The following is a 13,867-nucleotide window of genomic DNA, read 5'->3' as shown; positions in this document are numbered from 1 at the left end:
TGGCGTCGTCACAGGCGCCATCGACCTATACGAGAGGTAGAAGCAATGAACAACAAACATTCCCTGCACGACATCGAAGAAGCCGAAAAAAAGCCGCTCTGGCAGCGGCTTGGCTGGTTGGCCCTGATCTGGGCTGGCAGCGTCGGTGTACTGTTTATCGCGGCCAGCCTGATGCGGATGTTCATGAACGCCGCCGGCCTGACCACACACTGACATCCCATACCGTCGTCTGCGGGCGCGGATTCATAACCCTCCGACCGGAGGGTTTTTTTCGCTTCGTTACTTGCGTGCCTTGAGAATCACGAACTTCGGTGTGGCCGCCACTTGCTCGACGCCACGGAACAATCGCGCCAGTTTGCTGTGGTAACCCAAGTGACGGTTGCCAACGATGTACAGCGCGCCACCCACCACCAGCGCTTCCCGGGCTTGCTGGAACATACGCCACGCCAGGAAATCGCCGACGACCTGCTGCTGGTGAAACGGTGGATTGCACAGCACCACGTCCAGCGATTGGGGTTCCTGTCCGGCCAAGCCGTCACCGGCACGCACGATGACATCGCGCTCACCCAGCGCTGCGCGCCAGTTTTCGGCGGCCGATTGCACCGCCATGAACGATTCGTCCACCAGCGTGTAATGGGCCTCGGGGTTTTGCAGGGCGCTGGCGATGGCCAGCACGCCGTTGCCACAACCGAGGTCGGCAACCCGCGCAGTGCCAAGGTTCTTCGGCAGGTGCGGCAGGAACGCCCGGGTGCCGATGTCCAGGCCTTCGCGGCAGAACACGTTGGCGTGGTTGAGCAATTCGATGGCCGGTTCGTCGAGACGATAGCGCGTCGGGTAGGGCGATGTGACCGGCGCTTTGGCCTCAACCGTGGCAATCAACAACCGGGCTTTCTTCACCGCCAGCGACGCCTGCACCGGGCCGATGTAGCGTTCCAGCAAGTCACCCGCCGCACGCGGCAAATGCTTGATCATCGCACCCGCGACCACCTGAGCGCCGGGTGCCAGTTGGCCTTGCAGGCGGATCAGTTGTTCTTCCAGCAATGCCAGGGTCTTCGGCACCCGGATCAGCACCCGGTCGAACGGGCCGGTGATTGCTTCGCTGGCTGGTACATGCTGCACCGCATCAAATGCCTGGCCATTACGGACAAGGTTCTTTTCCAGACCTTGAAACGCCAGGAACGAATCGCCGCTGCTGATCACGTTGACCTTGCCGGCCAGACTGGCGGCCAATGCGCCAAAACTGTCGTTGAGCACCAGAACCCGTGTTTCAGTCGAAAGTTGCTGTTCAGCCAGATGGTTGAGCAGGTACTCGTCCGCCGCATCGAAGGCTTGCAGCGGTTCGTTCTGCTGTTCGGGCTGGCGGATCAGGTCGAGGCTGGCGAAAGGCGTTTCGAGCAAAGGCATGGGGCGGGGCTCTGGGTAATCAACGGGTGTCCCGCGCCCAGGGGCTTGGCGGGCGGGGCCGTCCGAGTGGACTGCAACGTGGAAAGCTCACACGTCTTCACTCAGGCCGGACCGCGAATGGTACGTTTTTTTGTGTCGGATTACCCGCAGGTTTCGATTCAGCGCAGCGCATTGCTGGTGAGATAACCAGCCTTGACGGCGGCGATGACGGCCGAAATCTTGTTGTTGACCCCGAGTTTGCGAATGGCTTCCTGAACATGGAAGTTGATGGTGCGCGCGCTGAGATTGAGAATTCTGGCGCTTTCATAGGCAGTCTTGCCGTCCGCAGCCAGTTTCAGCACGTCGATTTCCCGTGGCGTCAAATGTGGTGTAGACGGATGTTCAGGTGCCTTGGGCATTGTCTGGGCAATCAATTTATGCAGGTGACGGCCAATAAACACAGAGAAACCGAGGTTCTCGTAGAGCTCCCACGCACTGACCGGGCAATGGGTTCTGGCGAGACTCAAAATGCTGCACAGACCGCTTTCCTCGTCATGGACGGCTTGTGACCAACCATGCTGTAACCCTTGTTGTTCCAGCTCATCCCATAGCCAGGGTGTGTTGCTGAAGAGCTCTTCACTCCACAGAACAGGCAACATGGATTGATTGCAATGGGCTACTACCGGATCTATTGCGCACAGCTTCTTTCTTTCATATTCGGCGTTCCAGTCTTTTGGATAATTGTTGAAACGGACCGTGTGAAAACTTTCATTTTTTGTTGGACAACTTGTTGAAAACGCGAAAAATTTAAATCCGATATTTTTCGCAAAACTCAGTGAGATCCGGTAGGCGCTCTCAATTTCCGTCGTACTGGATAGTTGTATGAGTTGTAGTTCCTTCCACCTTTCCATCATCGGCTCCGTTTGTAAGTTTCTAACGTGACAGGCGCACTTGGATCCAAGAGGCAGGCGCGAGTTGGAGTGTAGGATGATTCTGATATTCCGTTGAGATTTTTTTGCTTTGCTGAAGTGTTTTTAAACAGGTCTATGGTTCTAAAACTTTGCCATAAGGTAATAGTTAGTTTGTATGTTGGTATTAATGTCATTTTTTTGAAAGTTAACCAAGCGGTTAATAGGAGGTAAAAAATTTTTGAGATACAAATGAGAATAAGAGCGTCTGCTTAATGACACTACAAATCACCGGTGTTTCTGCTGCTCGCTTTGCGAGACACTGAGGCTATCTGTTGAATGGAGCGCCCCATGAGTGCCAGTGAAGAGAAATTTACTCGCCAGACCTTGCTCGAAGTCCAGCCGTTGACCCCGAACCTGTTCACTCTGCGGGCGTCGAGGGATTCCGGGTTTCGTTTTCGCGCAGGTCAATTCGCCCGGCTGGGCGTGACGAAGGCTGATGGCAGTACGGTTTGGCGCGCCTATTCCATGGTGTCGTCACCCTTTGACGAGTTTCTCGAGTTCTTTTCCATTGTGGTTCCTGGAGGCGAGTTCACCAGCGAACTGAGTCGGCTGGGTGTCGGCGATACGCTGCTGGTCGACCGCCAGGCCTTCGGTTACCTGACGCTCGACCGTTTTGTCGACGGACGCGATCTGTGGCTGCTATCCACTGGCACCGGCATTGCGCCGTTTCTGTCGATCCTTCAGGACTTCGAAGTGTGGGAGAAATTCGAACGGATTATCCTGGTCTACAGCGTGCGCGAATCGCGGGAGCTGGCCTATCAGGAGCTGATTGCAGGGTTGGCGCAGCGTGAATATCTGGCGGAATACGCACACAAGCTGCAACTGATCAACACGGTGACGCGCGAGCAGCATCCCGGCGCCCTGAACGGGCGGATCACCACGTTGATCGAAAACGGCGAGCTGGAGCGCGAGGCTGGAGTGGCGCTGACGCCTGAGCATTCGCGGGTGATGTTGTGCGGAAACCCTCAGATGATTGATGACACGCGCAAGCTGCTCAAGCAGCGCGATATGCATTTGAGCCTCAGCCGGCGACCCGGGCAGGTGGCAGTGGAGAATTTCTGGTAAAAAAACGGCGCCCTGCAGGCGCCGTTCTTTTATCGCTGAAACGCTCAAGGCCGATTGTTCTGGGCCTTCAGCAAATCACGAATCTCACCGAGCAATTCTTCTTCCTTGGTCGGAACCGGCGGCAGGGTCGGGGCCACGGCTTCTTCGCGCTTCAGGCGGTTGATGGCCTTGACGCCCATGAAGATCGCGAAGGCAACGATGACGAAGTCGATCAGGGTCTGGATGAATTTACCGTACGCCAGGACCACCGCCGGAACGTCGCCTTGAGCTGCCTTGAGCGTAATGGCCAGGTCGCTGAAGTCCACCCCGCCGATCAGCAGCCCGATAGGGGGCATGATCAAATCGCCGACAAAAGACGAAACGATCTTGCCGAAAGCGGCGCCGATGATGATACCGACGGCCATGTCGATCACATTGCCTTTGACCGCGAAGGCCTTGAACTCGTTTAGCACGCCCATAGGTTATTTCCTTGTTACAGATGAGGTTGGTGAACGCAGTGTAAATCAGCAAGGTGCATCCTGCCCGAAACAACTGCTTACGTTGCTTGCCTGCAATCGACCGGATCAGCGCTGAAAAGTTTAGACCGCGCCCTCGCTTCCACGCGGTGTAACCGCGCTGGAATCGCCGTTTCGATAACCTTTGAACGAAAACGACATGTCCCTGGTACTCGCCTGAATGGATGATGACAAATGGGCACACTCGGGTTTACTGGGCTCTGATATGGCGGATTCAGTTTCGGTTTGAAAATTCGAATCGCGTCTTTTGTTGGATGGACTAGTTGAGTGCTCGGGTAAGTGGTCTGATGGCATTTCTATGGCAATGAGTATCTTGTACGGTGTGACTTTTTGCTTTCAGTTCTTGTACAACTTTTTATTCGGATTTATTGGGGTTCAAAAGTGAGGATGGCGGAAAAAACTTGGACAAAATTAATTGATTTACATGTGGCTAGTATATTAGAAGCAATTTGAAATATAAGCTCTTGGCAAGCTATGAAGTGCCAATGCCCTTTTATGATCTTTAAATTTTTAGTTGCTCCAGGACACCCAACCGGACAACCGTGACGTACCGATCCGCCTCAGCTGAGCTATCATCGCGATTTTTGCCGGGGAGTTCAGATGGCCAAGGCCAAGCGCATGTACGGCTGCACCGAGTGTGGCTCAACCTTCCCGAAGTGGGCCGGCCAGTGCGGCGAATGCGGCGCCTGGAACACGCTGACTGAGACCATGGTGGAAAGCGGCGGGGCGGCGGCGCCCAGCGGGCGTACCGGTTGGACGGGCCAGCAGGCGCAGATCAAGACTCTGGCCGAAGTCAGTGTCGAAGAGATCCCGCGCTTCTCCACGGCCTCCAGTGAGCTGGATCGGGTTCTGGGCGGTGGCCTTGTCGACGGTTCGGTAGTGCTGATCGGCGGTGATCCGGGCATCGGCAAATCGACCATTCTGTTGCAAACCCTGTGCAACCTCGCCAAAAGCATGCCGGCGCTGTACGTCACCGGTGAAGAATCCCAGCAACAAGTGGCCATGCGTGCCCGCCGCTTGGGCTTGCCGCAGGATCAGCTGCGGGTCATGACCGAAACCTGCATCGAAACCATCATCGCCACGGCCCGGCAGGAAAAGCCCAAGGTCATGGTGATCGACTCGATCCAGACGATTTTCACCGAGCAGTTGCAGTCGGCGCCGGGTGGCGTGTCCCAGGTGCGGGAAAGCGCGGCATTGCTGGTGCGCTATGCCAAGCAGAGCGGCACGGCGATTTTCCTGGTCGGTCACGTCACCAAGGAAGGCGCACTGGCCGGTCCACGCGTGCTGGAGCACATGGTCGATACAGTTCTGTATTTCGAAGGCGAGTCCGATGGCCGTCTGCGTTTGCTGCGTGCGGTGAAAAACCGTTTCGGTGCGGTCAACGAATTGGGCGTGTTCGGCATGACCGACAAGGGCCTGAAAGAAGTCTCCAACCCGTCGGCGATTTTTCTCACCCGTGCGCAGGAAGAAGTCCCGGGCAGTGTGGTCATGGCGACGTGGGAAGGCACCCGGCCCATGCTGGTGGAAGTCCAGGCGCTGGTGGATGACAGCCATCTCGCCAACCCGCGGCGGGTAACGCTGGGGCTGGATCAGAATCGTCTGGCGATGTTGCTGGCGGTGCTGCACCGCCATGGCGGAATTCCGACCCACGATCAGGACGTGTTCCTTAACGTGGTCGGCGGCGTGAAGGTACTGGAAACGGCTTCCGACCTGGCGTTGATGGCGGCGGTAATGTCCAGTTTGCGCAACCGGCCGTTGCCCCATGATTTGCTGGTGTTTGGTGAAGTCGGTTTGTCCGGCGAAGTGCGCCCGGTGCCAAGCGGTCAGGAGCGATTGAAAGAAGCGGCCAAGCACGGCTTCAAGCGGGCCATCGTGCCCAAGGGCAATGCGCCGAAAGAGTCGCCGCCGGGGTTGCAGATCATTGCGGTAACGCGTCTGGAGCAGGCGCTCGACGCACTCTTCGAGTAAGCGACTGAATTGTAGGAGCTGCCGAAGGCTGCGATCTTTTGATCTTCAGTGATACGGCTGACGCAAAAAACCAAAAGATCGCAGCCTTCGGCAGCTCCTACATAGTGTGTTCAAACCTCGATCAGCGCACCCAGCTCCCGCTCCAGCTCTGCTTGGTCTCCGAGGTTCAGCTCAATCAACCGCCGCAGACGCTCAATAGACTCCAGGCTGATATGCCTGCACACAAAGCCCAATTGCCCATGGTCTTCATGGGTCAACTGCACATCCATCTCGATATCGACATCTTCACTCAGATGAATGTCGACGAAAAAATCCTGCTTGCCATCACCCAGCCAAGGCTCGGGGCGCTCGATCAATAGACCTTTGAGCGACAGGTCGATCAACTTCACCGGCCAGATGAATTCCCCTTGGCTCAGCTCGGTTCTGGCATCGAACGCAATACGTTTGAAGCGGCGGCGATCGGCTGGGTGCTCGCTCATGGCGCAATCCTCTGGATGTTCGCTGACTATAGACCGGCATTGTCAAAACCTGCCAGCCAGGACAAGGCTCTAGACCAACGTTGGGGTATGGCCTTTACCGTCAGGAGAGCTAAACTCGGTGTGGCTGTCTTTCTTGTCCACTCTGGCTGGAATAATAAAATGAAAAATAATAATAGCCCGCTACGCCATCTACCCTGGCTGGTGCTGGCAATCATAGGGGCGTGCGCCCTGGGTGTAGTGGCACTGCGCCGAGGTGAGGCAATCAATGCCTTATGGATTGTGGTCGCAGCCGTGGCCATTTATCTGGTTGCGTACCGTTACTACAGTCTGTTCATCGCTAACAATGTGATGCAGCTTGACCCGCGACGGGCCACCCCCGCCGTACTCAACAACGATGGTCTGGACTACGTGCCGACCAACAAACACATCCTCTTCGGTCACCACTTCGCGGCCATCGCCGGCGCGGGGCCTCTGGTCGGTCCGGTGCTGGCGGCGCAGATGGGGTATCTGCCCGGCACGCTCTGGCTGATCGCCGGTGTGGTGCTGGCGGGTGCCGTTCAGGATTTCATGGTCCTGTTCATGTCCACCCGCCGCAACGGTCGTTCCCTGGGTGACATGGTTCGCGAAGAAATGGGCCGCATCCCCGGCACCATCGCGCTGTTCGGCTGCTTCCTGATCATGATCATCATCCTCGCGGTGCTGGCGTTGATCGTCGTGAAAGCGTTGGCCGAGAGCCCGTGGGGCATCTTCACCGTGATGGCGACCATCCCGATCGCGATGTTCATGGGCATCTACATGCGCTACATCCGCCCGGGCCGCATCGGTGAGATCTCGGTGATCGGCGTGCTGCTGCTGCTCGGTTCGATCTGGCTGGGCGGGCAGATCGCCGCTGATCCGGTGTGGGCCAAGGCGTTCAGCTTCACCGGTATCCAGATTACCTGGATGCTGATCGGTTACGGTTTCGTCGCGGCGGTACTGCCGGTGTGGCTGATCCTGGCGCCGCGTGACTACCTGTCGACCTTCTTGAAAATCGGCACCATCGTTGCCTTGGCGATCGGTATTCTGATCACCATGCCCGAGCTGAAAATGCCGGCACTGACTCAGTTCATCGACGGCACCGGTCCGGTGTGGAAGGGCGGTCTGTTCCCGTTCCTGTTCATCACCATTGCCTGTGGCGCGGTATCGGGTTTCCATGCGCTGATTTCCTCCGGCACCACGCCGAAGCTGCTGGATAACGAGGTCAACGCCCGTTACATCGGCTACGGCGGCATGCTGATGGAATCCTTCGTGGCAATCATGGCCATGGTCGCCGCTTCGGTGATCGAGCCTGGCGTGTACTTCGCCATGAACAGTCCGGCTGCAGTAGTCGGCGGTGACGTAGTGGCGGTGGCAACAGCGGTCAGCAGCTGGGGCTTTGCGATTACCCCGGAAGCGCTGCAAGCGGTTGCCCATGACATCGGTGAAACCACCATCCTGGCCCGCGCCGGTGGTGCGCCGACCCTGGCGGTCGGTATCGCGCAGATCCTGCACAGTGTGCTGCCGGGTGAAAACACCATGGCGTTCTGGTACCACTTCGCGATTCTGTTCGAGGCGCTGTTCATTCTGACCGCTGTGGACGCCGGTACCCGTGCCGGTCGATTCATGCTGCAAGACCTCCTGGGGTCTTTCGTCCCGGCGCTGAAACGCACCGAATCCTGGACTGCCAACCTGATCGCCACCGCCGGTTGTGTGGCGATGTGGGGCTGGTTGTTGTATCAGGGCGTAATCGATCCGCTGGGTGGCATCAACACCTTGTGGCCGCTGTTCGGCATCTCCAACCAGATGCTGGCCGGTATCGCGCTGATGCTCGGCACTGTCGTGCTGATCAAAATGAAACGTCAACGCTACATCTGGGTGACCTTGTTGCCTGCCGTGTGGCTGTTGATCTGCACCACCACTGCCGGCTTCATCAAGCTGTTCGACGCCAACCCGGCGATCGGCTTCCTGTCGCTGGCGAAAAAATACAGCGATGCCCTGGCCAACGGCCAGATCCTCGCCCCGGCCAAGGACATCACGCAGATGCAACACGTGATCTTCAACGCCTACACCAACGCAACGCTGACCGCGCTGTTCCTGTTCGTGGTGTTCAGCATCCTGTTCTATGCACTCAAGGTCGGCATTGCCTCCTGGGGTAAAAAAGAACGTACGGATAAAGAATCGCCATTCCAGGCACTGCCGGATGCGTAACCTGAGGAATGCAGCATGTTCAATGACCTGAGTCGCCTCGGTAAATACCTCGGTCAGGCCGCGCGCCTGATGGTCGGCATGCCCGACTACGACAACTACGTCGAGCATATGCAAACCAAACACCCGGACAAACCGGTGATGAGCTACGAGATGTTCTTCCGCGAACGTCAGGAAGCCCGCTACGGTGGCAAGGGTGGGCCGAAGTGCTGTTGATCCAGCAGCGAGGTTGACGCAACACCCTGTGGGAGCGGGCTTGCTCGCGAAAGCGGTGTGTCATTCAACATTCATGTCGACTGACACACCCTCTTCGCTAGCAAGCCCGCTCCCACATTTGTTTTGTGTTTGTTTTTAATTTTGTACAACAGGAGATAGAGCGTGTCCTCTCCCATCCCGGTCACAATCCTCAGCGGCTTCCTCGGCGCCGGCAAAACCACTTTGCTGCGCCATCTGCTCAAAACCGAGCACGGCCTGAAAATCGCCGTGATCGAAAACGAATTCAGCGACGCCGGCATCGACACCCAACTATTGGGCGACGAACCGGTACAAGTGATGACGCTGTCCAACGGCTGCGTCTGCTGCACCATCCACACCGACCTGACCAAAGCCCTGTACCTGCTGCTCGAGCGCCTCGACAGCGGCGACATCGCCTTCGACCGTCTGGTGATTGAATGCACCGGCCTGGCCGACCCGGCCCCAGTGGCGCAAACCTTCTTCATCGACGAAGAATTGCGCGAGCGCTACATCCTCGACGGCATCATCACACTGGTCGACGCGGCGCACGCCGAAACTCATCTGACCCAAACCATCGCCCAGGCGCAGATCGGTTTCGCCGACCGCTTGCTGGTGAGCAAGCGCGATTTGGTAGACGAGCCGACTTTCACGGCGCTGAGCGAGCGGCTGACCCGTATCAATCGTCGCGCACCAATCCGCGTGGTCGACCATGGTCAGATTGATCTGGCCGAGCTGCTCGACGTGCGTGGTTTCAATCTCAATGCCGACCTCGGTGGTGGCGTGAGTTTGCGCCCGGTGAGCCAGGCCCCGTCCATTGACCGCATTTCCAGCCTGGTGCTGCGCACCGACAAGCCGCTGGATATCGACAAGCTCAGCGAGTTCATGAACGAGCTGCTGGAGGACCACGGCAAGCAATTGCTGCGCTACAAAGGGGTACTGAACATCGTTGGCGAAACGCGGCGCATGGTGTTTCAGGGCGTGCTGAAGCTTTACGGTTTCGATTGGGATACGGAGTGGGCAGAGGGTGAAACACGCGAAAGCGTGATCGTGTTCATTGCCGATGATTTGCCGGAAGAAAAGATTCGCGAAGGGTTTGCGCGGGTGGCGGCGGATTAAAGCCAGAAGTTGCAGCGAGCCTTAAGCCGTCATCGCGAGCTGGCTCGCTCCCACATTTGAAATGCAGTCCCCTGTGGGCGAGCCTGCTCGCGATGGCGGACTAACCTGCAGCACAGTTTTGGCCCCGTGCCGATAGAGGGCTCAGCAACACATCCTCCAGATAATCCAGATGCCGGTTGAGCTCGGTTTCCGCCTTCGCCGCATCACCTTGTTCCAGCGCATCCAGAATCTTCAGGTGCACCCGCCACGCGCAATAATCCGTCGACTGCTCATCACACTGCGCAAGCGCCAACGAAGTCAGCGGTATCAGGCTTTCGAGAAAGTGCGCCAACGGTGCATTCCCTGCCATTTGCGCCAACCGCAGGTGGAACTCGCCCGACAGACGCAGCGCCCGGCCTTGTTCTGTGCATTGGCGTTCGCTTTCGATCAGCGCGCGCAGGCGTTTCATGTCTTGTGCAAGAGGCTGCTGACAGGCCAGTCGCACCAGCATGACTTCGGCCAGGCGCCGGGCATGCAGCGTCTGCCGGGTCTGTTCGGCATCAATTTCGGCTACGCGGGGGCGATGGTTGACTCGAAGGACGATGATTTGCTGATGGGATAGTTGTGTCAGCACATCTCGAACATCGCTGCGTCGAACGCCGAACATTTGCGCCAGGCTTTCTTCAGTGAAGCGGCTGGCCGAATGGATTCGCTGTTCGAGAATTGCCTCGAAGATTCGTGCATACAGATCATCCACCAACGGCGCAAAGGGCAGGGCAACAAGAGTCTGCGGTGAGGCGAAGCTGTTCATGGCCTGTCTCCGGTTTGAATAGGTTTCAACTGCCGAAATGGTCTTCCGGGATGTTCAACTCGATGCCCATCCGCTGGCCTTCCCGAATAATGTGTCGACGCATCTCGGCGCTGGCTTGGGCGCTGTTCTTGCTGCGGATCGCCCGAACCACCGCTTCGTTTTCTTCGAGGCGCTCAGCCAGGTGTTCCGGGGAGTTGCGCAGCACATCGGCGCTCTGCTTGAGGGCATTGCTGGTCTGCTGGACCACGCTCTGGAAGATCGGATTCGATGTCAGCGTGAACAGCTCTTCGTGGAAGGCGATGTAGGCATTCACGCCGGCTTCACTGTCGTTGGCTTCCAGGGCTTCGCGCATGTCCATCAGGGTCAGGCGCAGTTGCCCGACTTCCTTGCTGCTGATGGATTGCGCCACCAGGCCGACGATGAACGGCTCGAGGGTGTAGCGCAGTTGCAGCACATCTTCCAGGCTCGCCGCGGCCACTGCGCTTTCATGCGCCTGGCTGTCGGCGAGATTGGCTTCGAGCACCACCACGCCTTTGCCCGGCATTGAGCGCACCAGACCGAGGGTTTCCAGCACGATCACCGCTTCACGCAGGCTCGGGCGGCTGATACCCAGTTGTTCGGCCAGTTCACGTTGCCCCGGCAGCATTTCACCGGAACGCCACTGACCACGGGCCAGTGCGGCCCGAAGTTTTTCCACGACTGAATTTACAACGGTCGACGAGGTAATCACTGTTCGCTCCATGAGCATCCATCAAGTTTGTTGGCCGTGCCTGCCCGGAGCAGGCACGGCGTGTATTCAAAATTCCTGCTGATGCACCGGTGCCACCGGTTTGCGCGGCTGGAAGGTATAACCCACCTGGCCGGAAAGTACCTTGTTCGCCCGTTGCACATCGATGTCCTTTTCCCAGCGGGCAATGGCCACGGTCGCCACACAGTTGCCGATCAGGTTGGTCAGCGCCCGGCCGATGCCCATGAACCAGTCCACTGCCAGCACCAGCACCAGACCCACCACCGGAATCGCCGGGATCGCGGTCAGTGTCGCGGCCAGAATCACCAGCGCCGAGCCGGGAATACCGTGCGCGCCTTTGGAGGTGATCAACGACACCAACAGAATCGTCAGCAGATCTGTCATCGCTAGCGGCGTGCCGGTGGCATTGGCAATGAACACGATGGCCAGGGTCAGGTAGATCGAGAAACCGTCGAGGTTGAACGAGTAACCGGTTGGAATCACCAGCCCGACCGTCGAACTGCCGATGCCCAGATGCTCAAGCTTGCGCATGATTTGTGGCAACACAGCGTCGGACGAAGCAGTGCCCATGACGATCAGCAATTCTTCGCGCAGGTACTTGAGCAGCGGCCACATCTTCAAACCGGAGAGGCGCATGACCAAGCCGAGAATCAGCGACACGAAGGCTACGCAGGTCAGGTAAAACAGACCGACCAGGCTGCCCAGGTGTTGCAGCGAGTCCAGGCCATATTTGCTGGTGGTGAAAGCGATCGCACCGAACACACCGATCGGCGCCAGACGCACGATCATGCCCATGATGCGGAAGATCACGTGGCTCAGCTCATTGATCAACCGTGAAATACCCGACGCCGCTTCTCCCACCAGATTCAGCGCACTGCCGAACAGCACCGAAAACAGCAGGACTTGCAGGATGTTGTTGTCGGCGAAGGCGCCAATGACCGAGGTCGGAATCAGGTCCATCAGGAACTGCGTGGTGGTGTGCATGTGCTGACCGCGCTGGGCGATATCGCCCATGTCGGCGGCGGAAAGCTGCTCCAGATGAATGTTCGCACCGCTGCCGATCCCGGTGCTGAAGGCGAACATCAGACCGATCACCAGCGCAATGGTGGTGAGGATTTCAAAGTAGATCACCGATTTGAGGCCGATGCGGCCGACCTTCTTCAGGTCGCCGGCACCGCTGATGCCGCTGACCACGACGCAGAACACAATCAGGCCGATGAGCATTTTGATCAGCTTGATAAAACCGTCACCGAGCGGTTTGAGCTGAGCGGAGTATTCGGGAAGGGTCAGCCCGCAGATGATGCCGAGCACCAGTCCGAGAACCACTTGGAGGAAGATTGAACGCGAGCACCATCTGAGCATGGGAGGAATCCTGGTCGGTGTCCTGGCTGCCGTGCGCAGAGTGCATCAGCTTCAGGACTTAATTATTGTGGTCTTACCGGTATGTCCAGTGCAGGCAAAGTCTAGGCCCTGTTTTCGGAGGATCGCAAGCAAAAATTCCACGATTGGCATGACCGGTCTTACCAGTTGGGTTGGATGGCCCGACCTTGAGCGTTTTGTCGTTTGAAAATTTTTGGGGGGAGCAAAGAAACTGACGGCTCCTTCGGCAAGAACAAAGAGGCGGGTTGCTGGCGATCACCAGCAACCCACCTCCTACAGGTTTACGTCGGTCACCGCTTCCGAAGAGTGAGTTCTAATTCGAATGCACTTCAGAATGCGGTGGAGACATGACGTTTGATAATCTTTAATTCAAGGAATAAAGTCCTGCCGCCGCGATTTTCTTTGTCGGTCAGGATGGGAAAATTAGGTAGTTGACCATAGGTTAGAACCTCCCGGCGTTGCGGTCCCGATCGTAAGCGGATTGTATTTAGTTCGTTTGGCATATCATCAAGCTTCACATATTCGCCCTGATGAATGATGCGAAAGTAAGTAGGGTCATCACCATCAAAAACCGACAGGTTACGCAGTTCGCCTTCCATGCTTGCAGTATTTTTGAAGTTTCCGTCACGATCCTCAATCTTGATTGTGTAGACATCGTCCTGATGAGCGAAGAGGAACGTTTCTGGGGTTACGTCCTCTGCGTAACTCAGAAGAACATCTGCGTACAGGTCGAGTTGCTTCTTCAGGACATCCTTTTCTTTCTCAGAAAAATCAGGGGATTCCAGCATTTTTCGAATGACCTTGCCGGCTAGGGCAACTGGCTTGTTATCGACAAAAAGTTGAGCGGTAAATGATTGGTTTTCATCCGTGGTTTGCATGATATATGTCTCTTCCGTGATGTTGGAATAACACCGATAATTGATTATTAGTGGGTCGGGTTATTCGTTGTCTGTAGGGGAGAGACTATCATTAAAGTTTAAAGGTTGAACTTTTGG

Annotated in this window: 14 protein-coding genes; 6 read left to right on the top strand and 8 right to left on the bottom strand. The window is 57.0% G+C overall.

Translation table 11 applies throughout. The features are described from left to right. Window positions 1-45: 45 nt before the first annotated feature. Window positions 46-213 (top strand): DUF2474 domain-containing protein, encoded by a 168-nt coding sequence (locus tag V6Z53_RS29105; RefSeq protein WP_338583199.1) that lies wholly within the window; start codon window positions 46-48, stop codon window positions 211-213. A gap of 66 nt (window positions 214-279) precedes the next feature. On the opposite strand, the gene V6Z53_RS29100 is transcribed toward V6Z53_RS29105, so the two are convergent. Together V6Z53_RS29100 and V6Z53_RS29095 are read right to left on the bottom strand one after the other, a co-directional pair. Then, entirely contained in the window at window positions 280-1,404 is a 1,125-nt protein-coding gene (locus tag V6Z53_RS29100; RefSeq protein WP_338583198.1) for a methyltransferase, read from the bottom strand. Window positions 1,405-1,562: 158 nt separating this feature from the next. Next, window positions 1,563-2,294, bottom strand: coding sequence for an autoinducer binding domain-containing protein (locus V6Z53_RS29095; RefSeq protein WP_338583195.1), 732 nt, complete (start codon window positions 2,292-2,294; stop codon window positions 1,563-1,565). A 348-nt stretch (window positions 2,295-2,642) separates the two neighbouring features. On the opposite strand from V6Z53_RS29095, the gene V6Z53_RS29090 reads away from it, so the two are divergent. Then, complete coding sequence (locus V6Z53_RS29090; protein WP_338583193.1) at window positions 2,643-3,419, top strand: ferredoxin--NADP reductase; 777 nt, start codon at window positions 2,643-2,645, stop codon at window positions 3,417-3,419. Window positions 3,420-3,463: 44 nt separating this feature from the next. On the opposite strand, the gene mscL is transcribed toward V6Z53_RS29090, so the two are convergent. After that, complete coding sequence (mscL, locus tag V6Z53_RS29085; protein ID WP_338583191.1) at window positions 3,464-3,877, bottom strand: large-conductance mechanosensitive channel protein MscL; 414 nt, start codon at window positions 3,875-3,877, stop codon at window positions 3,464-3,466. Window positions 3,878-4,534: 657 nt separating this feature from the next. Between mscL and radA the strand changes: the two genes are divergently transcribed. Then, on the top strand, window positions 4,535-5,902 hold the full coding sequence (radA, locus tag V6Z53_RS29080) for a DNA repair protein RadA (RefSeq protein ID WP_338583190.1): 1,368 nt from the start codon (window positions 4,535-4,537) through the stop codon (window positions 5,900-5,902). Between the two features lie 110 nt (window positions 5,903-6,012). On the opposite strand, the gene V6Z53_RS29075 is transcribed toward radA, so the two are convergent. Next, a complete protein-coding gene (locus tag V6Z53_RS29075; RefSeq protein ID WP_338583189.1) occupies window positions 6,013-6,381 on the bottom strand; it encodes a PilZ domain-containing protein in 369 nt (122 codons plus the stop codon). A gap of 159 nt (window positions 6,382-6,540) precedes the next feature. Between V6Z53_RS29075 and V6Z53_RS29070 the strand changes: the two genes are divergently transcribed. The 3 genes from V6Z53_RS29070 to yjiA all read left to right on the top strand — a co-directional run bounded on the left by V6Z53_RS29070 (window position 6,541) and on the right by yjiA (window position 9,954). Further along, complete coding sequence (locus V6Z53_RS29070) at window positions 6,541-8,607, top strand: carbon starvation CstA family protein (protein ID WP_338583187.1); 2,067 nt, start codon at window positions 6,541-6,543, stop codon at window positions 8,605-8,607. Window positions 8,608-8,622: 15 nt separating this feature from the next. Next, window positions 8,623-8,820 (top strand): YbdD/YjiX family protein, encoded by a 198-nt coding sequence (locus V6Z53_RS29065; protein ID WP_007895266.1) that lies wholly within the window; start codon window positions 8,623-8,625, stop codon window positions 8,818-8,820. A 162-nt stretch (window positions 8,821-8,982) separates the two neighbouring features. Then, window positions 8,983-9,954, top strand: a complete 972-nt coding sequence (gene yjiA, locus V6Z53_RS29060) for a GTPase (RefSeq protein WP_338583185.1) — start codon at window positions 8,983-8,985, stop codon at window positions 9,952-9,954. Window positions 9,955-10,054: 100 nt separating this feature from the next. Here yjiA and V6Z53_RS29055 read toward each other — a convergent pair whose 3' ends face one another. The 4 genes from V6Z53_RS29055 to V6Z53_RS29040 all read right to left on the bottom strand — a co-directional run bounded on the left by V6Z53_RS29055 (window position 10,055) and on the right by V6Z53_RS29040 (window position 13,750). Beyond that, entirely contained in the window at window positions 10,055-10,744 is a 690-nt protein-coding gene (locus V6Z53_RS29055) for a GntR family transcriptional regulator (protein ID WP_338583183.1), read from the bottom strand. A gap of 25 nt (window positions 10,745-10,769) precedes the next feature. Beyond that, window positions 10,770-11,474, bottom strand: a complete 705-nt coding sequence (locus tag V6Z53_RS29050) for a FadR/GntR family transcriptional regulator (RefSeq protein WP_338583181.1) — start codon at window positions 11,472-11,474, stop codon at window positions 10,770-10,772. A 66-nt stretch (window positions 11,475-11,540) separates the two neighbouring features. Further along, window positions 11,541-12,854, bottom strand: a complete 1,314-nt coding sequence (locus tag V6Z53_RS29045) for a C4-dicarboxylate transporter DctA (RefSeq protein ID WP_338583179.1) — start codon at window positions 12,852-12,854, stop codon at window positions 11,541-11,543. Between the two features lie 347 nt (window positions 12,855-13,201). Continuing rightward, window positions 13,202-13,750 carry a hypothetical protein gene (locus V6Z53_RS29040; RefSeq protein WP_338583177.1) on the bottom strand — a complete coding sequence of 183 codons (549 nt, stop codon included), beginning with the start codon at window positions 13,748-13,750 and terminating at the stop codon, window positions 13,202-13,204. Between the last annotated feature and the right edge of the window lie 117 nt (window positions 13,751-13,867).

The sequence above is a fragment of the Pseudomonas sp. MAG733B genome, assembly GCF_036884845.1.
Lineage (GTDB): Bacteria > Pseudomonadota > Gammaproteobacteria > Pseudomonadales > Pseudomonadaceae > Aquipseudomonas.
The sequence above is the reverse complement of the archived record's forward strand: the minus strand, read 5'-3'. Positions and strand labels throughout refer to the sequence as shown.

What these genes read in the sequence shown, in the direction of transcription:
- V6Z53_RS29040 (WP_338583177.1), bottom strand. Translation starts at nt 13,750, where the DNA reads ATGCAAACCACGGATGAAAACCAATCATTTACCGCTCAACTTTTTGTC.
- mscL (WP_338583191.1), bottom strand. Translation starts at nt 3,877, where the DNA reads ATGGGCGTGCTAAACGAGTTCAAGGCCTTCGCGGTCAAAGGCAATGTG.
- V6Z53_RS29100 (WP_338583198.1), bottom strand. Translation starts at nt 1,404, where the DNA reads ATGCCTTTGCTCGAAACGCCTTTCGCCAGCCTCGACCTGATCCGCCAG.
- radA (WP_338583190.1), top strand. Translation starts at nt 4,535, where the DNA reads ATGGCCAAGGCCAAGCGCATGTACGGCTGCACCGAGTGTGGCTCAACC.
- V6Z53_RS29070 (WP_338583187.1), top strand. Translation starts at nt 6,541, where the DNA reads ATGAAAAATAATAATAGCCCGCTACGCCATCTACCCTGGCTGGTGCTG.
- V6Z53_RS29090 (WP_338583193.1), top strand. Translation starts at nt 2,643, where the DNA reads ATGAGTGCCAGTGAAGAGAAATTTACTCGCCAGACCTTGCTCGAAGTC.
- V6Z53_RS29105 (WP_338583199.1), top strand. Translation starts at nt 46, where the DNA reads ATGAACAACAAACATTCCCTGCACGACATCGAAGAAGCCGAAAAAAAG.
- V6Z53_RS29055 (WP_338583183.1), bottom strand. Translation starts at nt 10,744, where the DNA reads ATGAACAGCTTCGCCTCACCGCAGACTCTTGTTGCCCTGCCCTTTGCG.
- V6Z53_RS29095 (WP_338583195.1), bottom strand. Translation starts at nt 2,294, where the DNA reads ATGGAAAGGTGGAAGGAACTACAACTCATACAACTATCCAGTACGACG.
- V6Z53_RS29045 (WP_338583179.1), bottom strand. Translation starts at nt 12,854, where the DNA reads ATGCTCAGATGGTGCTCGCGTTCAATCTTCCTCCAAGTGGTTCTCGGA.
- V6Z53_RS29075 (WP_338583189.1), bottom strand. Translation starts at nt 6,381, where the DNA reads ATGAGCGAGCACCCAGCCGATCGCCGCCGCTTCAAACGTATTGCGTTC.
- V6Z53_RS29065 (WP_007895266.1), top strand. Translation starts at nt 8,623, where the DNA reads ATGTTCAATGACCTGAGTCGCCTCGGTAAATACCTCGGTCAGGCCGCG.